Source organism: Bradyrhizobium sp. USDA 4502 (assembly GCF_054063355.1).
Window position 1 is genome coordinate 2,883,672 of sequence record NZ_JBSSGF010000001.1, and the last position, 19,577, is coordinate 2,903,248.

Here is a 19,577-nt window from a genome sequence, read left to right on the forward strand (position 1 = left end):
ACTAGATCTCGATCTCCGTCCCGAACTCCACGACCTGTCCGGTCGGCACGCCGAAGAACGCCGCCGACCGCTCGGCGTTGCGCTGGAGGAAGGCGAACAGCGATTCCCGCCACACCCACATGCCCGGAATGTCTTCCCGCGGGATGATGGTCTCGCGGCCGATGTAGTAGGTCACATCGGTCAGACGCAGACCGGGCAGTTTGCCCTGACGACAGGCGAGCTTTAGCCCTTCGTAAACGGTCGGATATTGCATGAAGCCGTAACGCAGGATGACGCGGATGATGCCCGGGGTGACGTCGTGAACCACAACGCGATCCTCGTCCGAGATGCGGGGGGATTCCTCGATCTGTACGGTGACCAGCAGCACGCGCTGGTGCAGCACGTGGTTGTGCTTGACGAACTGGGTCAAGGCAAGCGGCACGCCGTTAGGGGCGGAGGCGAGGAATATGGCGGTGCCCGGCAGCCGGCTGTGGCACTTGTTGACCGCGGTCTCGATCAGATCTTCTTCCGGCTGACGCAGCTTGCTGCGCGCCGTCTCGACCAGTTTCACGCCACCGCGCCAGGTCAGCATCAGGAAGGCCACCGCAGCGGCGAGCAGCAGCGGGAACCAGCCGCCTTCGAACAGCTTGGTCGAGTTCGCCGCAAAGAAGATCGCGTCGATGATGAAGAAGAAGCCGTTCACCGCGATCACGATGATCGGCGAATAGCCCCACTGGATCGCGACCAGCGCTGCAAGCAGCGTGGTGATCGCCATCAACAGCGACACTGCGATGCCGTAGGCGCCGGCGAGCGCGTCCGAGGTGCCGAAGGCGAGCACCGCGCCGAGTGTCCCCGCCGCAAGCATCCAGTTCACCAGCGGCACGTAGATCTGCCCGATCGCATCGCTCGTGGTGTGCTCGATGTGCATGCGCGGCAGGAAGCCGAGCTGGATCGATTGCTGGGTCAGCGAGAACACACCCGAGATGATGGCCTGCGAGGCAATCACGGTGGCGATCGTCGCGAGCAGGACGAGCGGGTAATGCGACCAGTCCGGCGACAACTGGAAGAACGGATTTTCGATCGCGGTCGGGTCGGTGATCAACAGCGCGGCCTGGCCGAAATAGTTCAGCACCAAAGCGGGCAGGCAGACGGCGAACCAGGCGAGCCGGATCGGAAAACGGCCGAAATGCCCCATGTCGGCATACATCGCCTCACCGCCGGTCACCGCGAGGAAGGCGGCGCCAAGGATGGCGAAGCTGACGTGGAAATCCTGATGGATCAGGAAATCGAATGCATAGAGCGGGCTCAGCGCAACCAGCACGCCGGGCGCCTTGACGATGCCGTGAATGCCGAGCGCTGCCAGCACGGCGAACCAGAACAGCATCACCGGACCGAAGATCCTCCCGATGAAGCCGGTGCCCCGCTTCTGCATCATAAACAGGCCGATCAGGATCACGACGGTGATCGGCACCACCGCAGGGGTCAGCGAGGGCGCGTCGACCTTGAGGCCTTCGATCGCCGACAGCACCGAAATGGCCGGCGTGATGGCGCCGTCGCCGTAGAGCAGGGCGGCGCCGATCAGGCCGACCACCAGAAGATGGCCGCGCCAGGTGCCGGGCGCCGCGTTGCGCGCCGAGAGCAGCGCCAAGAGCGCGACGATGCCGCCTTCGCCGCGGTTGTCGGCGCGCAGGATCAGCATCGCGTATTTGATCGAGATGATGAGGATCAGCGCCCACAGGATCAGCGAGACCACGCCGAGCACCGCGCTCTCGGTGAGCGGACCGCCATGGGTGGCGGCCTTGGCGGCTTCCTTCAGGGCATAGAGGGGGCTGGTGCCGATGTCGCCATAGACGACGCCGAGGGCACCGAGCGTGACGGCAACCGGGATCGGACTGGACGGGGGGTGGCCAGAAGAAACGATGGCGGGCGTACTCGTCACGGCAATCCCCCGATGGCTGCGCCCGTCGGATCATCCGGCCGGGCGCCTTAGACGATAGTCTGCGACGGGACGTCGCAAATTACCATTGGGTTTTGTGTGACGGCCTGACCTTACGCCAGGCTGACGAGGGACGTCGCTCGACTACGCGCTACGGGGTACGGTCGGCGGTGACCAGGCGGGCTTCGCGAACCACTGTCTTGTTGCCGGCGCTGCGCAGGCACGAGGCTTCGAAATTCGGCCAGGCCTGCTGCGAGCAGTCCTTGCCGACCGGGTGGACGTCGAGACGGTCGCTCTTGGCCAGCGGCTGCGGGGTGGAGGCTTCGACCTGCGGCGCAAAGCCCGGCAGCACGGTGAGCGCGGCGGCAATGAACGCGGCAACAGCGATGGCGGAAAGTGCCTTGATCATGACGGTCCCCAGTTGATCGGGCCGCCCGGGCCCGTCGTTTCGTTGTCCAATGTCTACCGGCAGCAAGTTTCCCGGTGTCTTCGCCACCGCGGGAAATGGTTTCGTCGCGGGCCGGTTTTGTTTCGTCCGCCAACGGCCGACGAAACATTCACCCCCGTAGACGCTGGCATCCCAGGACTCGTTCACTGGACGACTGGAAATTTGTTTCGAGCAAGCAATGGAACCCGGGCGGCTTGCCGGGGAGAGCCGGGCGGGTTAGGAGGGACCATGTCCCGTATCGCGATCTATCCCGGCTCCTTCGATCCCGTCACCAACGGCCATCTGGACGTGGTGAAACAGGCCGTCTTCCTCTGCGACCGCCTGATCGTCGCCATTGGCGTCCATCCCGGCAAGAAGCCGCTGTTTTCCACCGAGGAACGGCTGGCCATGGTCCATGAGGTGTTCGGCCCCATCGCCCAGCAGGCAGGCTGCGCCTTCGAGAGCGCGACCTATGACAATCTCACGGTCGCGGCGGCCCGCGCGGCCAAGGCCACGCTGATGATTCGCGGCCTGCGCGACGGCACCGATCTCGACTACGAGATGCAGCTTGCCGGTATGAACGATGCGATGGCGCCCGAGGTGCATACCGTGTTCGTTCCGGCGTCGGTCGCGGTCCGCCCGATCACCGCCACACTGGTGCGCCAAATCGCCCAGATGGGCGGCGACTTCTCTGCATTCGTGCCGTCATCAGTCGCAGCTAGCCTGAAGGCCAAGTTCGCCGGCTGATCCCGGCGGCCTGCCACACCCCGAACGTTAAAGCTCCGGAGTTGCCATGATCCGCATTCTCGCATTCGTTGCCGCGCTGCTCTGCGTCGTGCCCGCGGTCGCGCAGCCGCTGCCGGCCAATCTCGACAAGGCCGATGCGATCGTGATCGACACCACCAAGGGCCGCATCGTCATCAAGCTGCGCACCGATATCGCGCCCAAGCATGCCGAGCGCATCAAGCAGCTGGCGCGCGAGGGCTTCTACAACAACGTGCCGTTCCATCGCGTGATGGACGGCTTCATGGCGCAGACCGGCGACGGCCAGAACTTCAACGGCACCGGCGGCTCGAAATATCCGAACCTGAAGCAGGAATTCTCCCAGGTCCCGTTCAAGCGCGGCATCGTCGGCATGGCCCGGCGCGGCGACAGCGTCGACAGCGCCAATTCGCAGTTCTTCATCATGTTCGCCGACGGACCGAGCCTGAACGGCCAGTACACCGTGATCGGCGAGGTGGTGCAGGGCATGGACGTGGTCGACAAGCTGAAGAAGGCGTCTGCGGGCTCTCCTGGCGGAGCCGTCACCGATCCCGACAAGATGGTGAAGGTGCAGGTCGCATCCGACATCAAGTGATCCGCATGGCGGCGCGCTGCAAACCACTCGCCTGGTTCGCCGCGCCGCTGGTTTGCCTGACGCTGACCGTACCGGTGCAGGCCGAGCCGGAGCAACTCAATACGATCAAGGACGTTGTTCTTGCCATCCACCGCTGCTGGCGGCCGCCGCCGGCAGACAAGGCCGGCCCGATCGACATCACCGTCATTGTCAGCTTCAACCGCGAGGGCGCGATCCTCGGGCATCCCAGGATCAGCTATGAATCGCAGGAGGCGACCGACAACGACCGGATTGCATACCGGATCGCGGTGATGGAGACGTTGCAACGCTGCACGCCGTTGCCATTTACCGAGAGCCTGGGCGGCGCAGTCGCCGGCCGCCCATTCGCGATCCCGTTCAGGAATAAGAAGTATCCACCCCGAAGCCAGGAGAAGCGAGCATGGCTGCTACCGAAAATACTCTGATCCTCGAAACCACGCAGGGCCCGGTCACGATCGAGATGCGTCCGGATCTCGCGCCCGGCCACGTCGCGCGGATCAAGGAGTTGGTGCGCGAGGGCTTCTATGACGGCATCGTATTCCACCGCGTGATCGACGGCTTCATGGCGCAGACCGGCTGCCCGCAGGGCACCGGCATGGGCGGCTCCGGCAAGAAGCTGAAGGCCGAATTCAACAAGGAGCCGCATGTCCGCGGCACCGCCTCGATGGCCCGCGCCGCCAATCCGGATTCCGGCGACAGCCAGTTCTTCATCTGCTTCGACGACGCCTCGTTCCTCAACGGCCAGTACACCGTCTGGGGCAAGGTCACCGAGGGCATGGAGAACGTCGACAAGATCAAGCGCGGCGAGCCGGTGAAGGATCCGGACAAGATCGTCAAGGCGCGCATGGCCGTCGACGCGGCGTAAGTCAAACACTCCGTCATTCCGGGGCGATGCGCAGCATCGAACCCGGAATCTCGAGATTCCGGGTTCACGCTTCGCGTGCCCCGGAATGACGGCGCTGAAGTATTAGTCACCGCCATGCGCACCGACCTCTTCGACTTCGAACTGCCCCCGGAAAGCATCGCGCTTCGCCCCGCGAACCCGCGCGATGCCGCGCGGATGCTGGTGGTGCATCCGGACGGCGTGCTGCGCGACGCCGCGATCGCCGACCTGCCGCAGTGGCTGGAGCCGGGTGATCAGATCGTCGTCAACGACACCAAGGTGATCGCGGCGCAACTCAAGGGCCGCCGCATCGGGCGCGACACCGAACCGAAGATCGAGGCGACCTTGATCAAGCGGCTCGACGGCTCACGCTGGCAGGCGCTGGTGAAGCCGGCGAAGAAGCTCAGCCCCGGCGACACCATCCGCTTCGGCAATGAGGGCAGGGTGTGCCTGCTCGGCAATCTCGATGCAGAGGTCGAGGCCAAGGGGCAGGAGGGCGAGGTGACGCTGTCATTCTCGTTCCATGGTCCGGTGCTCGACCAGGCGATCGCCGATGTCGGCGCCACGCCGCTGCCACCCTACATCGCTTCCAAGCGCACGCCTGACGAGAAGGACGTCAGCGACTACCAGACCATGTTCGCCGCCAATGAGGGCGCGGTCGCAGCGCCCACGGCGGGGCTGCATTTCACGCCGGCCTTGGAGGCCGCGCTGAAGAGCCGCGGTGTCGAGCTGCACCGCCTGACGCTGCATGTCGGGGCAGGGACCTTCCTGCCGGTGAAGACCGAGGAGACCTCGGAGCACAAGATGCATGCCGAGTGGGGCTGCATCACCGCCGAGACCGCTTCCGCCTTGAATGCCGCGCGCGCAAAAGGCGGCCGGATCGTCGCGATCGGCACCACGTCGCTGCGCCTGTTGGAAAGCGCCGCCAATGCCGACGGCACCATCGAGCCGTTTGCGGCGGAAACCTCGATCTTCATCACGCCGGGCTACCGCTTCCGCGCGGTCGATATTTTGCTGACCAACTTCCATCTGCCGCGCTCGACGCTGTTCATGCTGGTCTCGGCCTTCTCCGGCCTCGAGACGATGCAGGGCGCCTACGCGCATGCGATCAGGGACGGCTACCGGTTCTATTCGTATGGCGATGCGTGTTTGCTGTTTCGCGCGCGAGGCTAGCTCCGCAAGCACGGCTGCTTCACCGTCACCCTGAGGCGGCCGCTTCTTCAGCGGCCCTCGAAGGGCGACGGCCCGACTGGGGCCGATGCATCCTTCGAGACGCCCGCCGCGCGGACTCCTCCAGCGACAATGGCTGCGCCATTGCGCGGGGATGACGGTTCTTGCATTCACGCCATCGCGCGTTCGGGCAGCAGCTCGGCGATCTGCACCGCGTTGAGGGCGGCGCCCTTGAGCAACTGATCGGCCGCGACGAACATCGAGATCGAGTGACCGCTGGGGTCGCTGAGATCCTTGCGGATGCGGCCGACCAGCACGTCGTCCTGGCCGGAGGCGTCGATCGGCATCGGGAAGTAGTTCTTGGCGCGATCGTCGACGACCTTGACGCCCGGCGCCTGCGCCATCATCGCGCGCACCTGGTCCTCGGTGATCGGCTTCTCGCATTCGAAGGTGATCGACTCGCAATGCGCGCGCAGCACCGGCACCCGCACGCAGGTAACGCCGACCGCGATCTTCTCGTCCTCGAAGATCTTGTGGGTCTCCTTGATGACCTTGGTCTCCTCGTCGTTGTAGCCGGTCTCCGGATCGATCGCCGTGTTGTGGTTGAACAGGTTGAAGGCGTAGGGGTGCGGCATCACCTTCGGGGTGTAGACCTGTCCGTTGAGATTGGCGCGGGTGGACTCGACGAGCTCCTCCATCGCAGCTGCGCCGGCGCCGCTCGCGGCCTGGTAGGTCGAGATGATCACGCGCTTGATGCGGTTCTTCTGGTGGATCGGCCACAGCGGCACCAGCGCGGTGATGGCGGCGCAGTTCGGGTTGGCGATGATGCCCTTGTGGTCGCGGATGCGGTTGGCGTTGATCTCGGGGATCACCAGCGGCACGTTCGGATCCATCCGGAACGCCGAGGAATTGTCGACCACAACGGCGCCGGACTTCACCGCAAGCGGCGCGAACTTCCTGGAGATGCCGCTGCCGGCCGAGAACAGCGCGATGTCGACGCCCTCGAAGGCGCGCTCGGTCAGTTCCTCGATCACGATCGGCTTGCCGCGGAAGCTGATGGTCTTGCCGGCCGAGCGGGCGCTCGCCAGCGCCTTCAGCTTGCCGACGCGGAAGCCGCGCTTGTCCATGGTGGCGATGAATTCGGCGCCGACGGCACCGGTGACGCCGACAATCGCGACGACGGGATCGTTACTCACTTTGTCCTCCATTCGAGTTGTATTTCAGGCAACAAAAAAGCCCCGGACCTTCATCAGGCGGGGCTTCGGGTAGAGATGATGCGGTTCGACCGACTACGCGCGCACGCCTCCCGAGGCCCCGGAGGGCTTGGTGGTTTTGCTGGTGCGTTTGGTCGCGGTGATCATGGAGCGGACTTATGCGGGACAGATCGGCGTCCGTCAACGGCTTTTGGGCGAAAACTTGGCGAGAGAAAACTTGGCGAGTGCCGCGCCGGCCTCAGCGCCTGCGCGCGCCGGGCGGTTCGAGGATCACCTCTTTCAGGTCGCTGCCGGCGAGCACGACGATAACGAAATTGAGCTTGCCGCGTTCGCGCATCAGGCCACCGCTGATCGCCTTTCCGGAGGTCGTGCGCTCGGCCACCCGCACGGCGTCGGCGAGGCGATGCCGGAGCGCCCTCAGCACGGCGAGGTTGTCACGGTCTTCGGTGCCGAGCGACTTCAGCGGCGCGGCGGCCTCGCCACCCACCACTTCGCCGGTCGCCGCGTCAATGGCGTGCCGCCAGATGCGGTCCTGCTGCATGGTCTTGACCCGGTAGACCGCAGGCTCCGACGCGCCGTCGAAGCTGATGTCGGCGGTTATCGAACCGGAATGCAGCGCCTCCGCAATCGCCATCGCCTTGCGCAGCGAGATCTGGGCCGCCTGGAAGCTGTCGAGCTCGCGGCGAACCGTGTGCGCATCGAGCGCGGTGTCGTTATCCTGCGGGGTAAGCGCTGCAGCCGTTGAGCTCGTGATCGCGTGCGCCGGCGTCGCGAAGGGCAGGGCAATGAGCGCGGTTGCCAGCAGCCGCGTGCCGAATGCCCAATGCCGCAGTGCGTGTAATCGTCCCGTCGTCATGGTCGCATCCGTCGCGTCGAACCGCCGCCCGGGCAGAGAAAGTGCGGCCGACCTTTGTTAGTCAGAGGTCGGCCGCCGAACGTTCAGACGGAGCGATGGCGGCAGCTCCGTCGTGACGATCGAAGTGACAAGGCGACACGAAACCGTTGGGGGGCTGAACTTGGGTTCCGCGTCTCATTGCAACTAAACAATACGGTTTCGTTCTGTTTCCTTCAAGGCTCATCACGACAACGTGTGAGGCGATGCAACGATCCTAAAACTGTCAGCGGGCCGGGCGGCGGCGCGCCTTCGTCGCTTCCTTGATCGCCTCTTTGGCCGCATCGCGAAGCCGGTCCTGCGGCCCGACGGCGCCGGCGAGAAACAGCCGGATCGAGACTTCCATCCGGGTCTCGGCGGTCTTCATGTCGATCGGAATTCCGAATGTTGCCATCCGGTGGGTGTGGCCGACCACCATGTTGAGGAATGTCTCGGCCGCGATCGTGGTGTCCTCGAGGTCGAGGGCGCCTTTGTGGACCAGATGGTCGAAGAAATCCGCCGTGGTGGATACCGCCTTCGACCAGCCCTCGTCGACGGCAAGCTTGGCGACCTCGGGGAAATTAATTGCCTGCGCGGTCAGGATCCGGCTGAAAGCGATGGAGTCGGCGCTGCAATTCAGCACCAATAGCTGGCGTCCGAGCTCGGTCAGCCGTTCCTCGACCGAACCGTCGCAGTTGCCGCCGGCCTGCGCTTCGGCCGCCGCGGCGGCGAGCGGGGCAAGCCAGCGGGCGATCTCGCGGCGGAGCACCGCGGCGAACAGGCCCCGCTTGTCGCCATACTGACCATAGACCGTGGGCTTGCTGACGCGGGCGGCCTCGGCCACCGCGTCGATCGACGTCGCATCGAAGCCGCGCTCGAGGAACAGGCGGGTGGCGACCTCGATCAGCCGCTGGTCGCGCTCGATCGCAGCGTCCCGCGTCGGCCGGCCGCCGCGTGACTTGATCACGCCGCGCTTGGCCACCTTGGCCTTGGTTGCCGTCAATCCCATTTGCCCATTCATCTCGTTGTGCATCGGACGGGTCTGTCCGGTCTATAACCCGCGCCGTGCGGATTCGTCCATTCGGCGGTACCAGGAGCAGGCCGCTTAAGGGGGCGTCGCAGTCCAGGCCTGCCCAGCGGCGGCCTTGTCGTATCCGTACTGGTACAGCGCGCGCATATAGGCGGTGTCGAAGCCCTGCGATTCCGGAGCCGGATAGTCGCGCTCGATGTAGGACAGATGGAAACCCAGCCGGTTGCGCCGGGCGAAGTCATAGGTCGAGAGGATCACGGAGCGTGTCTGCGCCTGCGTGATCGCGGAAATGCTGCGGGAGGCGACCTCGATCGTCGAGTTCGAGACCAGCTCGAAGTTGCCCTCGAGCTTCTTGTTGACGAGGATGTAGATGTTCATGCGGCTGTTGGCGGGCCAGCCGCGCTCGCGGAACAGCAGCGCATCCGGCAATGTCAGCACCGGCGCGGTCACGCCGCCGTCGACATGCATCTCCTGGAAGCGGCGGCCCTGGCCTTCGGCGTCGATCATGATCGGCGGAAACACCAGCGGGATGCTGGCGGAGGCGGCCATCACGTCGCGAAACAGCTGCAGCGCCTCGGGCGTTCCGACAGCGGAGATTCGCCCCATGTCCCAGATCACCGTGCGCTGGGTGTCGAGATCGGTGGTGACGATCAGGAGCTTTCGGCCCTTGGCGTTTTCGCGCGCCACCTCGCTCAGGATGTCCGGACCGACGTAACGCGCCACCAGTTCGCGCAGCCGCTTGTTGCCGAACAGCCCGGAGCCGAACAGCACCCGCATCAGGCTGGGGTCCTGCAGCAGGCTTTCCGCGATGCCCGAAGTGTAGACCTCCTTCAGCGTGTCGTCGTAGCGCGGGCCAAGGAAGGCAAAGGGCGCAATCAGTCCGCCGGTGCTGACGCCGGAGACGACCGAAAAGGCCGGGCGGTTGCCGGCCGCGGTCCAGCCGTTGAGGACGCCCACGCCATAGGCGCCGTCGGCACCGCCGCCGGAGAGGGCGAGGTAGCTCGTGATTGGGGCGACGCTGCGCTTCTCGAACTTGAATTTTGACGCCGGCTCGTCGGCATAGCGGCGCAGCCCATCGAGGTCGAGCACCCGCGAATTGGCGGCGTCGGCGGCCGTGTAGGACATCCGCGGCAACGAGCTGCAGGCCGAAAGCGCCAAGGCGAGGCCGCACAGCAGGATCGCTTGCCGGATCGCGCGGGCATCCGTCATCCGAAGACCGGCGCCGGCGCGCTGGACGCTAGGGGGTAAGACCATCTCTGCCAGTCACGTTCGCGGATCGACGTCGCTGCGGGAAGCCGGTTGCCAGATTGTCGTCATAAAACGACACGGTTTCGTTTTATTTAACGGGACTGATGATGCAAGGCAAGCGTCCAGCCGGTTGTCCACGTTCACGAAGTCGCGCGAGGGCCGCTATCCGACGGGTTGATCGGGCACCGGCGACACGCAATAAGCAGCCGCATGACTCTTCCCAATCATTTCGAGCTGCTGGCGACCGACGGCGCCGCCCGCACCGGGCGCCTGACCACGCCGCACGGCCTCGTGCGGACGCCCGCCTTCATGCCGGTCGGCACCGCGGGCGCGATGAAGGGCATGCATTGGCGCGAGGTGCGCGATGCGGGCGCCGATATCGTGCTCGGCAACACCTATCACCTGATGCTGCGCCCGGGCGCCGAGCGCATTGCCGGACTTGGCGGCCTGCAGCGCTTCACCGGCTGGGGCGGCCCGATGTTGACGGATTCCGGCGGCTTCCAGGTGATGTCGCTGTCGGAGCTGCGCAAGGTGACCGAGAAGGCGGTGACCTTCCGCTCGCATATCGACGGCACCAAGGTCGAGCTGTCGCCGGAGCGCTCGATCGAGGTGCAGCGGCTGCTCGGCTCCGACATCGCCATGCAGATGGACGAATGCGTGCGGTTGCCGGCGGAGCGCGCCGACATCGAGCGCGCGATGCAGTTGTCGCTGCGCTGGGCCGAACGCTCCAAGCGCGCGTTCGAGGCGGCGCCGGACGGCTACATGCTGTTCGGCATCGTACAGGGCGGCGACGTCCCGGATTTGCGGCACGCCAGCGCACGCGGGCTGACCGACATCGGCTTTCACGGTTACGCGATCGGAGGCCTCGCGGTCGGCGAGCCGCAGGCGGTGATGCTGGCGATGATCGAGGAGTCCGCGCCGGCGCTCCCGGTCGATCGGCCGCGTTATCTGATGGGCGTCGGCACGCCGGAGGACATCCTCGAGGCGGTAGCGCGCGGCGTCGACATGTTCGACTGTGTGATGCCGACACGGAACGGACGCCACGGCATGGCGTTCACCCGCTTCGGGCAGATCAATTTGCGCAACGCCCGGCACGTCGACGATCCGCGCCCGCTCGATGAAGAGAGCCCGTGGCCGGCGGCGAGCGGCTATTCGCGTGCCTATCTGCATCACCTGGTTCGATCAGGCGAAACACTTGGGGCAATGCTGCTGTCCGAAATCAACGTCGCCTACTACCAGCAGCTGATGCAGGGCATCCGCGATGCGGTGGCGAACGGCACGTTCGAGGACTTCAGAACGAAAACGCGCGCCGGTTGGGCGCGCGGTGACATCGCTCCAAGATGAGCTGTGTGATCAGTTGCACACGATCGGTTTCACCGCGTGTTTGGTAACGAACCCGTAACCGCAGTTGTCGCAGGTCCAGAGATAACTGATCAAATTGTCGAACAGGTACGCGGAGGCTTCCGCCGCCACCATGGAGTCCGCACACACCGGACAGGTCGGCAAATCGCAGCCGCGCGGATCGGGCCTGGACGCTGTGGTCGACAGAACTTCAGCGAGAGCTGGCATGTGACCTCCTTTGCGTTCTGAGCTGCACCTGACGAAAGTATATAAACCCATTTGTTTGACCTTGTCGCAACACAAATGCGTAGGTTTTACGTTATTTGCGCAGGTTCTATTTTGCGATGCAACGAATTCGCGTTGCGGCGGTTTCTCACTTGCGCGCCATGGTGCGCTGCTTCTAATGAGACAAGACCGCATATTCCCAGCACATCCGCTACAGGAGCCGCTTGATGGACGCGCCGTCGACAACGAGTGCAGTGCAACCCGGACGCGGCCGCGTCTTTGACTCCATCGTCGATGCGATCGGCTCTACGCCGATCGTGCGGCTGCGCAGATTGCCGCAGGCGGCTGGCGTCAACGCGACGATCCTCGCCAAGCTCGAATACTTCAATCCGGCAGCCAGCGTGAAAGACCGCATCGGCGCGGCGATGATCGTGGCGATGGAGAAGGCCGGCATCATCAACGCCGACACCGTGCTGATCGAGCCGACCTCGGGCAACACCGGGATTGCGCTTGCCTATGTCGCGGCCTCGCGCGGCTATCGGCTCAAGCTCGTCATGCCGGAATCGATGTCGATCGAGCGGCGGCGGATGCTGGCCTTTCTCGGCGCGGAGATTGTGCTGACCCCGGCCGCGCAGGGCATGAAGGGCTCGATCGCGACCGCGGAGGAATTGGTGCGCACGACGCCCAACGCTGTCATGCCGCAGCAGTTCAAGAACCTCGCCAATCCCGAGATCCATCGCCGCACCACCGCCGAGGAGATCTGGAACGACACCAGCGGCAACATCGATTACTTCGTCGCCGGCGTTGGCACCGGCGGCACCATCACGGGCGTTGGCCAGGTGCTGAAGCCGCGCAAGCCATCATTGCGTGTCGTCGCGGTGGAGCCGGAAGAGAGCCCGGTGCTGTCGGGCGGCCAGCACACGCCGCACAAGATCCAGGGCATCGGCGCGGGCTTTATCCCTGACATCCTCGACCGCTCCGTGATCGACGAGATCGTCAAGGTCAATAGCGCGACCGCGATCGAGACCGCGCGCGAGCTGGCGCGCAACGAAGGCATCCCCGGCGGTATCTCGTCGGGTGCCGCGATCGCTGCCGCCTTGCAGATCGGCAAGCGGCCGGAAGCGGCCGGCAAAACCATTCTGGCGATTGTGCCGTCATTCTCGGAGCGCTATCTCTCTACGGTACTGTTTGAAGGAATCTGAGACACAGGAATCCAGCATATGGCTGACCAGCCGAGGCGACCGCGAACCCTGAACGATGCCCGCAGCGAAGCCGAGGCGGCGTTCAAGCGCGCCACCACCAAGGTCGCGGACGCGGTGCCAAAGACCGTCGCTGTCCCCGGCGTCCGCGAGCAGGTCACGCTGCGGATCGATCAGGACGTGCTGGAGTATTTCCAGGAGGGCGGCCCCGGCTGGCAGGACCGCATCAACGCGGCGCTGCGCAAGGCCGCCGGAAAGTAACACCTTTCGAAACCGGGAGGCCCGGGACGATCCCCGGGCTCTGGCGGGCGCGGCCGCGCTGGCTGCGGCGCGACGCGAGCGTCACCTCGCGCGCGCCGGCTTCCTTGCGGTCGGTTTCAGGTTCATGAGGTTGCCGGCCAGGATCATGGCCGCGCCGAGCACCGTGTAAACATCGAGCCTTTCGGCATAGATCAGCCAACCGGCGATCGCCGTCAGCGGCACGCGGACGAAATCCATCGGGATCACGACAGTCGCGTCGGCGTGGAGCAGGGCGCGTGCCATGCAATAGTGCGAGAACGTGCCGCAGAACGCGATCACGGCGAGCCAGCCCCAGGTCGAGAGCGGCGGCCAGGTCCAGACATAGAGCGCAGGCCCGATGCTCGCGAGCGATTGCACCACCAGCATCCAGAACATGATCGTCAGCGTCTGCTCGGTCCGCGTCAGCGACTTGACCACGGCGACCGAGATGCCGAAGCCGACCGCCGCGGCGAGCGCGATCAGCTGGCCCGGATTGATCGCGCCGGCCGCCGGCCGCACGATCACGAACACGCCGACCAGGCCAAGCACCATCGCGACGATCTTCCACCGCGTCATCCACTCGCCGAGAAAGCTCGCCGCGAGGATCGCGGTCCAGATCGGCATCGTGAACTCGATCGCGACCACCTGGCCGATCGGGATCAATGTCAGCGCAAAGAACCAGCCGAGCTGCGCGCAGAAATGGATCAGGTTGCGCACGATATGGACGTGCACCCGTGCCGTCTTCACGATCGCAAACCCGCCATTCATGTGGATCAGCGGATAGAGCATCGCGAAGCCGAGCACGCCGCGCACGGCCATCAGCTGGATGACGTTGACCTCGCGCGTCGCCTCGCGGCCGGCCACCGCAACGATCAGCATCAGCGCGAGCCAGCCGGACATCCACAATGCTGCGCGGGTCTTTGAGGGCGTGCGATCCATGACGGGGAACGGCGGAGGAGGGGTGCCCGGTATCGGCGAGCTGCCATGAATTTGCAACGCGCAATTCCGTCTGCGCGGTGATGCGTCACCCACGCGATCTCTGCTAAGCAGCATCGACTACGCTGTCATCCCGGGGCGCACGTGAAACGGGCGAACCCGGGATCTCGAGATTCCGGGTCTGGCTCTGCGAGCCATCCCGGAATGACGAACGCCAAAAAGGAGGATCTGCTCATGCGCGTCTTGCAACCGGCCGAATGGTCGAAACCCCGCGGCTTCTCGCACGGTGTCGCGTTCGACGCGCCCGGCAAGTGGATCGTGCTGGCGGGGCAGACCGGCGGCGACGAGAAGGGCGACTACGCCCCCGAGATGGCCGCCCAGGTCGGCACCGCGTTGAAGCGCATCATCAAGCTGTTGAACGAAGCCGGCGCTGGCCCCGAGCACATCGTCCGCCTGACCTGGTACCTGACCAGCCGCAGCGAATATGAGGCCGCGGGCGCCGGTATCGGCGCGGCGTGGAAGGAGACGCTCGGGCGCAATTTCCCGCCGTCCACCTTGCTCTATATCGACGGGCTGGTCGATCAGCGCGCCAAGGTCGAGATCGAGGTCACGGCATTCGTGCCTGCGGCATAGCACCGCTGGGGCGTAAACAAAAAGCCCTCGGGGATGACCCGAGGGCTTTCCACGTTGGAGCGCGGATCGATTACTTCGACAGCGTGATGCTGGCGCCGCGGAACTGGCTGTCGGCCCTGATCGTGACCGCCTGCTTGTTGCCGCTGGTGCGCATCGAGATATCGGCGTTGAAGCCGGGAGCGCTGGCAACGACCTGGAAGTTGCCGCCGCCGCCGCGACCCTGCAACGAGCCGCTGACATTGCGGCTGGACTCGCTCCAATTGCCGCTGACCGCGCTGCCTTCGGCCTGCACATCGGCCGCCAGGTTGAACTTGTAGGCGTCGCTTGCGCAGGTGAGGCTCATGGTCATCCGGGGCCCGCCGACGTGATACGTCGCCCGGCAGCGGATGCGCTCGCTGGAGCCGTCGTCCAGCGTAACCGAGCCGGCGCCCGACCAGGTGCCCGCCATGCCGGCGAACGGGCCGGACTGGGCATGGCCCGTGGTGCTCGAGAGTGCGGTCACGAAAAACGCGGCGGCTGCAAATGCTGGCCGCCGCGCGATGGCAAAGAAACTTGCTAGGCTGGTGATCTTACTGACGGGATGCTTCCCATCGGCCGCTGCAGGGTACGCCAGCTGATGCCCCATTCCACTTCCCCGATCCGGAGTTGCCACTGAGTTGTCCGTTCGCATATGCACCATTGATCGAGACTCGCACAAGTCCCCCGCTGCCGACGGTGCCGGAGATCGCCGCGCCCTGTGCCGAGATCTTTCCTTCAGCGACGGTCACGGTCGAGCTCTGCGATGGTTCGCAGCTGCCGGTCTTGGTGACGACGGTGACGTTCCAAAGCCCGTCATAAGGCTGCTGAGCGGACACGGGAGCAGCGGTGAGGGCGGCAGCCGAGGCGACCGAAGTGACCAAAATCAGGTCGCGAATGCGGATCGAACGCATGAATCAAATCCCTGTAATTTCGTGTGATGACGCGGCTTATCCTGTCACAATGTGTTCAAAATTTGCTGCGTCGCGGGAGCCCCAAATGTTCCTGTGAACCCAAACACATCATGGTGAATTCGGTTCCGGATCAGGAACGGAAAATCCGAGCATGGCTTTTTCGAACGAGGTATTCATGTACCCTAGCTCGGGTTAGTGTTTGCCAGGGCTCAGATTCGGCGCCTTGGTCGCAAACTGCTCATCCTGGACCTTGGCCGGCAGCGAGCCGTTGACCTTACCATAGTCGATGACCTGGGCGAGCAGACGCAAACCGAGCGGCGCCAGCGCGCGCTCCCACAGCTCGCGGGCGGTCTCGCCTTTCTTGACGAACACCCAGTCCTGCGCGGCGATGGCGCCGGCGTCCATGCGGTCGGCGAGGTGATAGATGCTGCCGCCGGCGATCGGATCGCCTTCCTTGATGGTCCATTCCACCGCCGCGATGCCGCGGTGGCGCGGCAGCAGTGACGGATGGTATCCGATGCCGCCGAGCCTGGACGCGGCAAGCGCCTCCCTGCTGACCCGGGCGTGGCTGTGGGCGGTCACGATCAGGTCGGTGTCCGGCGCGATCTCGGCGGCCGTCACCAGCTTGGGATCGGCCTGGACAACGACTTCGATGCCGGCCGCCCTGGCTGCTGCCGCGAGCCGGTCCTCGCCGTCATGGACGACCACCCTGACCAGCGTGACGTGGTGTTCGCGCAGCATGTTCAGGGTCGTCACGCCGAAATGGCGGGAACCGACAAGGGTAATGCGCATGGGGATCTATTCCGTGGGGTTTACTCGGGGATTGCTCGGGCCGCCGCTATGCCGATAGCACACCGCGGCGGCCTGTTTCGCTGTCTTGCCGCTTATCAACAGGACGGCCGGGTGGCAAATGTCAGGCCGCCGGCTGCTTGCTGGCCAAAACCTTGTCGATGCGCCGGCCGTCGAGGTCGACGATCTCGAATTCCCAGCCCTGCGCGGCGGTTTTCGCGCCGACATCGGGGATCGCGCCGAATTCATGCAGCAGGAAGCCGGCCGCGGTCTGGTAGGGCCGCGGCGATGGCAGCGTGATGCCGAGCAGCTCGCTGAATTCCAGCGCCGGCATCCAGCCCGAGATCAGATAGGAGCCGTCGGCGCGCCGGACATAGGCAGGCTCGGCCGGGCCTTCCTCGGTGTGGAAGGCGCCGACGATGGCCTCGAGGATATCGGCGCTGGTGACGACGCCCTGGAAGGTGCCGTACTCGTCGTGGACGAGGCCGATATGCACTCTGGAGTCGCGCAGGATCGCGACCACGTCGCGGGCATCGACGGTCTCCGGAATGATCGGCGCATCGCGCGTCAGCGCGCGTATGTCGGGCGTCTGGCCCGCGAGGTAGACGTCGAGCACGTCTTTGGCCTGCACGATGCCGAGGGCATGGTCGCGGTTGCCGTCGAACACCACGCAGCGCGAGTGACTGCTCTTTTGCAGCGTCGCCAGGATCTCGGCCGCAGGGGCGGCGAGGTCGATCAGGCTGACCTCGTGGCGCGGCGTCATCACTGCGCCGACCGGCAGATCGCCGAGCCGCATCACGCCGGCGATCATCTCCTTTTCGCCGGGCTCGAGCACACCGGCGTTCTCGGCCTCCACCACCAGCGTCTTGATCTCGTCCTCGCTGACGCGGTCCTGTGCATCCTCGCGATGGCCGAGCACCCACAGCAGCAGCTTGCCTGAACGGTCGAGCAGCCACACCAGCGGCAGCGACAGCCGCGCCATCATGGTCATGGCCGGAGCGACCTTGACCGCGATCGACTCGGGATCGCGCAAGGCGATCTGCTTCGGCACCAGCTCGCCGACGATCAGCGAGGCATAGGTGATCACGCCGACGACGAGGCCGACGCCGACCGCGTCCGCGATGCTTGCGGACACGCCGAGCTCAAGCAGCCATTGGGTCAGACGCTGGCCAAGCGTTGCGCCCGAGAAGGCGCCCGACAGCACGCCGATCAGCGTGATGCCGATCTGCACCGTGGAGAGGAACTTGCCTGGATCGGAGGCCAGTGCAAGGGCGCGGCGCGAACCGCTGACGCCTCGTTCGACCAGCGCCGCAAGACGCCCCGGACGCGAGGAGACGATCGCGAGCTCCGACATCGACAACAGACCGTTGACGACGATCAAGACCGCCACGATCGCAAGTTCCAGATATAACACGGGAGTCCCTAAACATTGGCGGAGTTGGCCGCTACACGACGCCCAATATAGGCATACCGGAGCGGTTTTGCTGTGCCTTGTCGGGCGTTGCTGCACAAGCAGAGGGTGCGTATGGCCAGCATGCGGCAAGAGATCGCGGCATTTTGGCGCGCTGGCATCATGTCCTAGGCGAGGATCCGCAGCGCCGGCTTGGCGAACCTCCTGCCCGACGAGGCGGGCTGCATCAGCATGCGTTTGGAGGCGGCTTGCAGTTGCACGCGCAAATCCGCGTTGCATTGCTTCATCTGGTTGCGCAATTCGCGGCGGGAGAAGGCGGTGAGTGAGGGGTCCGCGAGTTGCTGCCAGGCCTTGCGCAGCCATTCCTGCAGTTCGCGAATGTTCTGATCCAGAACCTTCTGATCAAACACGTCGGGCTGGGTCATGCCGCCAAATCCCACGAAACGATCAGTTGCAAAGTAACGCTGATTCGCGTCGCTTCACCTAGCGCAATGTTGCGCAGGCGCGTTTGCGGCAGGGGAGATCGAAGGCTGCAGGCGTGTTCGTGTCCGCGTCAGCGAGCGTCGCTGGGCCCGGTGCGCAGCAAATCCAGCGCGACCGGCAGCGCGAGGAACAGCGCTGCGAGCATCGAGAGATGACGCGTCCGCGCGGCGGTCAGTCCGAGATCGTATTGGGCGAGATAGGCCAGCATGATCGCGATGTAGGCGGCGACGCAGATTGCGACGGCGATGCTTGCGAAATCGGTCTTGCTGTCGGTCTTATCGTCCACGGCGGCACCACGTCGTTGCGGGAGCGGTGTAGCGTGGCTCGGCTTCACCAACTATGAGCTGGATCACGAGCGGAGGAGCCGCTCCGGCCAAATGGCTTCGTGCGTCACGACGGGCCAACTGGCGGAGGCAAACGTCGCGATCAGCATTCCGCAGCAACGTGGCCGCGGCGACTCCAGCTCGGCCTTGGCGACCACCTGCCGCCAGCAAGCGGCCTAGCGGGGGCTGCGTTTCGGCTGGCCTTCGCGCGGAAGCTCGACCGGGATGTGGGGCGCGGTGCTCACCACGCGGGGGCTTCCGTCGGAATGGGTCTGGCCGTTGAGCAATGTCTCGAGCACCAAAAAGAATTTTTCAGCAAGCATGGGCGTAGCCCTCGTCGTCTAATGTCCTTGTGTCGCGGCGCGCCGCGGAAAATTCGATCAACAAAATGCGAGTCGCACCGGCATGGCGATGCTGCGGCGCAATGTCTCTCGCACGCAATCCGGGAGATTACGGCGCCCACGCCGTCAACCGAGGCTCGCGCGAAATAGTTGCCAGCTTCCTAACGATTGCCGGTGCAGCACGTGATGGCGCTCACCGTTCCTTCAAGGATGCACGTTATTGATAGGGGTATGGATCGTGACCAGGACATCGACGAGGGATTTGGATCGGCGCTGCGCCGCAGCTACGGGCGGCTGGCCTGGTGGATCGTCCGATTTAACCGCGTGCTCGAACCGTCGCGCGCGGCCGAACCACCGCGCACCCAGTTGCCACCGCGGCCGGCCGTTCCGCCACGGCGGCCTGTCCCGCCGCGCCCGGAATAGACCCCACCGGATTACCGGCTTCCGCTGTATCGGCCGTGCGGCCGGACTGCTATTCATGCGCCATCCGCGGACCCCCTCCGGTCCGCCGTTTTTGATGATGCGGCCACGCGGCCGCGCAAGCGACGAGGGACG

At 65.1% G+C, this 19,577-nt stretch carries 25 protein-coding genes; 10 read left to right on the plus strand and 15 right to left on the minus strand.

Annotation, left to right across the window (positions count from 1 at the left end; all coding sequences use genetic code 11):
- Position 1 precedes the first annotated feature (1 nt).
- Both ACVW1B_RS13115 and ACVW1B_RS13120 read right to left on the minus strand, forming a co-directional pair.
- Positions 2-1,900: a potassium transporter Kup gene (locus ACVW1B_RS13115; protein ID WP_425249202.1), complete on the minus strand. Its 1,899-nt coding sequence runs from the start codon at positions 1,898-1,900 to the stop codon at positions 2-4.
- A 166-nt stretch (positions 1,901-2,066) separates the two neighbouring features.
- On the minus strand, positions 2,067-2,324 hold the full coding sequence (locus tag ACVW1B_RS13120; protein ID WP_028340746.1) for a hypothetical protein: 258 nt from the start codon (positions 2,322-2,324) through the stop codon (positions 2,067-2,069).
- Positions 2,325-2,591: 267 nt separating this feature from the next.
- On the opposite strand from ACVW1B_RS13120, the gene coaD reads away from it, so the two are divergent.
- The 5 genes from coaD (at position 2,592) to queA (ending at position 5,773) form a co-directional block, all read left to right on the plus strand.
- Positions 2,592-3,089, plus strand: coding sequence for a pantetheine-phosphate adenylyltransferase (gene coaD / locus ACVW1B_RS13125; protein WP_076828588.1), 498 nt, complete (start codon positions 2,592-2,594; stop codon positions 3,087-3,089).
- Positions 3,090-3,135: 46 nt separating this feature from the next.
- On the plus strand, positions 3,136-3,699 hold the full coding sequence (locus ACVW1B_RS13130) for a peptidylprolyl isomerase (protein ID WP_028332096.1): 564 nt from the start codon (positions 3,136-3,138) through the stop codon (positions 3,697-3,699).
- Positions 3,700-3,704: 5 nt separating this feature from the next.
- The gene (locus ACVW1B_RS13135; RefSeq protein ID WP_253608678.1) at positions 3,705-4,142 is read left to right on the plus strand and encodes a TonB C-terminal domain-containing protein; all 438 of its coding nucleotides are present in this window, start codon (positions 3,705-3,707) and stop codon (positions 4,140-4,142) included.
- Entirely contained in the window at positions 4,118-4,582 is a 465-nt protein-coding gene (locus ACVW1B_RS13140; protein ID WP_028340742.1) for a peptidylprolyl isomerase, read from the plus strand. Before ACVW1B_RS13135 ends, ACVW1B_RS13140 begins: the two co-directional genes overlap by 25 nt.
- Before the next feature lie 114 nt (positions 4,583-4,696).
- On the plus strand, positions 4,697-5,773 hold the full coding sequence (gene queA / locus ACVW1B_RS13145) for a tRNA preQ1(34) S-adenosylmethionine ribosyltransferase-isomerase QueA (protein WP_253608677.1): 1,077 nt from the start codon (positions 4,697-4,699) through the stop codon (positions 5,771-5,773).
- Between the two features lie 167 nt (positions 5,774-5,940).
- Here the strand turns inward: queA and ACVW1B_RS13150 are convergent, their stop codons facing one another.
- The 4 genes from ACVW1B_RS13150 to ACVW1B_RS13165 all read right to left on the minus strand — a co-directional run bounded on the left by ACVW1B_RS13150 (position 5,941) and on the right by ACVW1B_RS13165 (position 10,094).
- Positions 5,941-6,978, minus strand: coding sequence for an aspartate-semialdehyde dehydrogenase (locus ACVW1B_RS13150; RefSeq protein ID WP_057018500.1), 1,038 nt, complete (start codon positions 6,976-6,978; stop codon positions 5,941-5,943).
- A 244-nt stretch (positions 6,979-7,222) separates the two neighbouring features.
- Positions 7,223-7,840, minus strand: coding sequence for a PepSY domain-containing protein (locus ACVW1B_RS13155; protein ID WP_057018499.1), 618 nt, complete (start codon positions 7,838-7,840; stop codon positions 7,223-7,225).
- Positions 7,841-8,102: 262 nt separating this feature from the next.
- Complete coding sequence (locus tag ACVW1B_RS13160) at positions 8,103-8,864, minus strand: TetR/AcrR family transcriptional regulator (protein ID WP_253608676.1); 762 nt, start codon at positions 8,862-8,864, stop codon at positions 8,103-8,105.
- Between the two features lie 96 nt (positions 8,865-8,960).
- Positions 8,961-10,094, minus strand: coding sequence for a patatin-like phospholipase family protein (locus ACVW1B_RS13165; RefSeq protein WP_456781915.1), 1,134 nt, complete (start codon positions 10,092-10,094; stop codon positions 8,961-8,963).
- Between the two features lie 249 nt (positions 10,095-10,343).
- On the opposite strand from ACVW1B_RS13165, the gene tgt reads away from it, so the two are divergent.
- The gene (gene tgt, locus ACVW1B_RS13170; protein WP_456780591.1) at positions 10,344-11,477 is read left to right on the plus strand and encodes a tRNA guanosine(34) transglycosylase Tgt; all 1,134 of its coding nucleotides are present in this window, start codon (positions 10,344-10,346) and stop codon (positions 11,475-11,477) included.
- Between the two features lie 9 nt (positions 11,478-11,486).
- Here the strand turns inward: tgt and ACVW1B_RS13175 are convergent, their stop codons facing one another.
- Complete coding sequence (locus ACVW1B_RS13175; RefSeq protein ID WP_028332087.1) at positions 11,487-11,702, minus strand: hypothetical protein; 216 nt, start codon at positions 11,700-11,702, stop codon at positions 11,487-11,489.
- Between the two features lie 224 nt (positions 11,703-11,926).
- Here ACVW1B_RS13175 and cysK point away from each other — a divergent pair, with 224 nt between their 5' ends.
- Positions 11,927-12,901 (plus strand): cysteine synthase A, encoded by a 975-nt coding sequence (cysK, locus tag ACVW1B_RS13180; RefSeq protein WP_456780590.1) that lies wholly within the window; start codon positions 11,927-11,929, stop codon positions 12,899-12,901.
- Positions 12,902-12,919: 18 nt separating this feature from the next.
- Entirely contained in the window at positions 12,920-13,159 is a 240-nt protein-coding gene (locus tag ACVW1B_RS13185) for a BrnA antitoxin family protein (RefSeq protein ID WP_050400483.1), read from the plus strand.
- A gap of 81 nt (positions 13,160-13,240) precedes the next feature.
- Here ACVW1B_RS13185 and ACVW1B_RS13190 read toward each other — a convergent pair whose 3' ends face one another.
- On the minus strand, positions 13,241-14,116 hold the full coding sequence (locus ACVW1B_RS13190; protein WP_456780589.1) for a DMT family transporter: 876 nt from the start codon (positions 14,114-14,116) through the stop codon (positions 13,241-13,243).
- A 231-nt stretch (positions 14,117-14,347) separates the two neighbouring features.
- Between ACVW1B_RS13190 and ACVW1B_RS13195 the strand changes: the two genes are divergently transcribed.
- Complete coding sequence (locus tag ACVW1B_RS13195) at positions 14,348-14,746, plus strand: RidA family protein (protein ID WP_057018605.1); 399 nt, start codon at positions 14,348-14,350, stop codon at positions 14,744-14,746.
- Between the two features lie 70 nt (positions 14,747-14,816).
- Here ACVW1B_RS13195 and ACVW1B_RS13200 read toward each other — a convergent pair whose 3' ends face one another.
- The 7 genes from ACVW1B_RS13200 to ACVW1B_RS13230 form a co-directional block, all read right to left on the minus strand.
- Complete coding sequence (locus tag ACVW1B_RS13200; RefSeq protein ID WP_256559005.1) at positions 14,817-15,194, minus strand: hypothetical protein; 378 nt, start codon at positions 15,192-15,194, stop codon at positions 14,817-14,819.
- A gap of 121 nt (positions 15,195-15,315) precedes the next feature.
- Positions 15,316-15,675, minus strand: a complete 360-nt coding sequence (locus ACVW1B_RS13205; protein WP_076828571.1) for a hypothetical protein — start codon at positions 15,673-15,675, stop codon at positions 15,316-15,318.
- Between the two features lie 192 nt (positions 15,676-15,867).
- Positions 15,868-16,467, minus strand: coding sequence for a formyltransferase family protein (locus ACVW1B_RS13210; RefSeq protein WP_018271570.1), 600 nt, complete (start codon positions 16,465-16,467; stop codon positions 15,868-15,870).
- A 121-nt stretch (positions 16,468-16,588) separates the two neighbouring features.
- The gene (locus tag ACVW1B_RS13215) at positions 16,589-17,878 is read right to left on the minus strand and encodes a hemolysin family protein (RefSeq protein WP_028332081.1); all 1,290 of its coding nucleotides are present in this window, start codon (positions 17,876-17,878) and stop codon (positions 16,589-16,591) included.
- Between the two features lie 164 nt (positions 17,879-18,042).
- On the minus strand, positions 18,043-18,300 hold the full coding sequence (locus ACVW1B_RS13220; RefSeq protein WP_057018491.1) for a hypothetical protein: 258 nt from the start codon (positions 18,298-18,300) through the stop codon (positions 18,043-18,045).
- Positions 18,301-18,428: 128 nt separating this feature from the next.
- Positions 18,429-18,644 (minus strand): hypothetical protein, encoded by a 216-nt coding sequence (locus ACVW1B_RS13225; protein WP_456780588.1) that lies wholly within the window; start codon positions 18,642-18,644, stop codon positions 18,429-18,431.
- Between the two features lie 213 nt (positions 18,645-18,857).
- On the minus strand, positions 18,858-19,004 hold the full coding sequence (locus ACVW1B_RS13230) for a hypothetical protein (protein WP_176936926.1): 147 nt from the start codon (positions 19,002-19,004) through the stop codon (positions 18,858-18,860).
- Positions 19,005-19,253: 249 nt separating this feature from the next.
- Here ACVW1B_RS13230 and ACVW1B_RS13235 point away from each other — a divergent pair, with 249 nt between their 5' ends.
- A complete protein-coding gene (locus tag ACVW1B_RS13235; protein WP_310879275.1) occupies positions 19,254-19,445 on the plus strand; it encodes a hypothetical protein in 192 nt (63 codons plus the stop codon).
- Positions 19,446-19,577 lie beyond the last annotated feature (132 nt).